The organism is Streptomyces sp. ATLC9, from assembly GCF_057196705.1.
In genome coordinates this window covers 1-2,659 of record NZ_JBXUOY010000442.1, presented here as the reverse complement: position 1 = coordinate 2,659, position 2,659 = coordinate 1, and the positions used below count along the sequence as shown (strand labels likewise).

At 72.7% G+C, this 2,659-nt stretch carries 2 protein-coding genes; one reads left to right on the top strand and one right to left on the bottom strand.

Going from position 1 to position 2,659, the window contains the following annotated elements:
• Positions 1-2 precede the first annotated feature (2 nt).
• Entirely contained in the window at positions 3-806 is an 804-nt protein-coding gene (locus AC2CJA_RS26020; RefSeq protein ID WP_484605117.1) for a ferritin-like fold-containing protein, read from the bottom strand.
• A gap of 441 nt (positions 807-1,247) precedes the next feature.
• Here AC2CJA_RS26020 and AC2CJA_RS26015 point away from each other — a divergent pair.
• Positions 1,248-2,659 (top strand): DEAD/DEAH box helicase (locus AC2CJA_RS26015; RefSeq protein ID WP_484605116.1); only part of this gene is annotated, 1,412 nt, incomplete at its 3' end.

Genomic DNA, 2,659 nt, shown 5'->3' with positions numbered 1-2,659 from the left:
GCTCAGAGCGCGGAGAGCTCCGCCACCAGGTCGTCCAGGCCCAACGAGCCCAGTCCCAGCGCGGCCATGCGCTTGGTGTGGGCCTCGGTGATCCGCGAGAACATCCGCCCGACCTCGGCCAGGTCGAACCCCGCGGTGACCCCGCCGACCAGCATCATCGACAGCGCGTCCCGGTCTGCGACCACCCGCTGGGCCTGCGACAGCGCCTCGCCCATCAGACGGCGGGCCCACAGGGCGAGCCGGCCGCCGACACGGGGGTCGGCCTCGATGGCCCCGCGCACCCTCTCCACCGCGAAGCCGGAGTGCCCGGTGTCGTCCAGCACGCCCAGCACCAGCGCGCGGGTGTCGGAGTCGAGGCGGGCGGCGACCTCCCGGTAGAAGTCGGAGGCGATCGAGTCGCCGACGTACGCCTTGATCAGGCCCTCCAGCCAGTCCGACGGCGCGGTCTGGCGGTGGAACTCGTCCAGCGCCGCGGCGAACGGCTCCATGGCCGCCGCGGGGTCCTCGCCGATCTCCGCGAGCCGGCCGCGCAGCCGCTCGAAGTGCTGGAACTCCGCCGACGCCATGGAGGCCAGTTCCGCCTTGTCCACGAGGGTCGGGGCCAGCTTGGCGTCCTCCGCGAGCCGTTCGAACGCGGCCAGCTCCCCGTAGGCCAGCGCGCCCAGCAGGTCCACGACCGCCGCACGGTACCGGGGGTCGGCCGAGGCTCCGGCCCAGTCCCGGACGGCGGTCTCCTCGGTGCCTCCGGCCCTCTCCGTGCTCTCGGGTTCCTCGGGGCCGGCGGGGGATGTGTCAGACGTCTCCATGCCGGGCACAATAGCCCGCTGCCAAGCCGTCCGACCTGCCCGGGAGGCGTCCGGCGCGGTCCGGGACGGCCTTCCGGACGGCCCGGAGCCGAAGATCGGCCGGGTGCGGATGCGGGATCAGGGGGTACAGTGATATTCAGGCCCGCTTCCCGACAGCGGGTTCTGCGCATACTGTGTTATCCGGGTCCCGGGGGCGTTCCCCGGACCCGCAACGGATGCCCGGTCGGTGGCCCGATCGGCTCCGACACGACCGCCCTCCACGCGGACCGTATGCGGAGTGCCGGCTGTGGAGACACGCAGCCGGGTGTTCCGCACGGGCCGCGGTGAGGGGCCCGCTCGCGCGGTACGAGCGCTTGAGCGAGAGCCCGTGGTCCCGCGCCGCGAGGCCGCCCGACAGGCAGCCGGCGTACGGCGCGGTACGACCCACCCCGCTCCCCTGGGGTGCGCCCTCGCTCCCCCGTTCCGCGTCTCACGGAAGAGGCAAGCATCCTGACCACCACATTCCGAGAGCTCGGGATCCTTCCCGAGACCGCCGAGGCCCTGGAAGCCGTCGGCATCACGTCCCCGTTCCCCATCCAGGAGATGACCCTCCCGGTCGCACTGTCCGGCTCGGACGTCATCGGCCAGGCCAAGACCGGCACCGGCAAGACCCTCGGCTTCGGTCTGCCGCTCCTGGAGTCCGTCGTCGTCCCGGCCGACGTCGAAGCCGGCCGGGCCACGCAGGACCAGCTGACCGACGCCCCGCAGGCGCTCGTGGTCGTCCCCACCCGCGAGCTGTGCCAGCAGGTCACCAACGACCTCCTGACCGCGGGCAAGGTCCGCAACGTCCGGGTGCTGGCGATCTACGGCGGCCGCGCCTACGAGCCCCAGGTCGAGGCCCTGAAGAAGGGCGTCGACGTGGTCGTCGGCACCCCGGGCCGTCTGCTCGACCTGGCCGGCCAGCGCAAGCTGAGCCTGGCGCACATCCGCACGCTGGTGCTGGACGAGGCCGACGAGATGCTCGACCTCGGCTTCCTGCCGGATGTCGAGAAGATCATCCAGCAGCTGCCCGTCAAGCGGCAGACGATGCTGTTCTCCGCGACCATGCCGGGACAGGTCATCTCCCTGGCCCGTCGCTACATGTCACAGCCCACCCACATCCGCGCCACCGCGCCGGACGACGAGGGCGCGACGGTGGCCAACACCGCGCAGCACGTCTTCCGGGCGCACTCGCTGGACAAGGTGGAGACGGTCTCCCGGATTCTGCAGGCCACCGGCCGCGGGCTGGCGATGATCTTCTGCCGCACCAAGCGGACGGCGGCCGATGTGGCCGACCAGCTCTCGCGCCGCGGTTTCGCCGCGGGCGCGGTGCACGGCGACCTCGGGCAGGGGGCGCGCGAGCAGGCGCTGCGCGCCTTCCGCAACGGGAAGATCGACGTGCTCGTCTGCACCGACGTCGCCGCCCGCGGCATCGACGTCGAGGGCGTCACGCACGTGATCAACTACCAGACCCCGGAGGACGAGAAGACCTACCTGCACCGCATCGGCCGCACCGGCCGCGCGGGCAACACGGGTACGGCCGTCACCCTCGTCGACTGGGACGACATCCCTCGCTGGCAGCTGATCAACAAGGCGCTGGACCTGGACTTCAACGACCCGCCGGAGACGTACTCCACCTCCTCGCACCTGTACGAGGCACTGGACATCCCCGAGGACACCAAGGGGATACTGCCGCGCGCCGAGCGCACCCGCGCCGGGCTCGCGGCCGAGGAGGTCGAGGACCTGGGCGAGACCGGGGGACGCGGCAGGGGGCGCGGCCGCGGGGCGGCCGACACCGCCGCCGAGGAGCGCGCGCCGCGCACCCGTACCCCGGT

Coding starts and splice junctions, on each gene's coding strand:
- AC2CJA_RS26020 (WP_484605117.1), bottom strand. CDS start 806: ATGGAGACGTCTGACACATCCCCCGCCGGCCCCGAGGAACCCGAGAGC.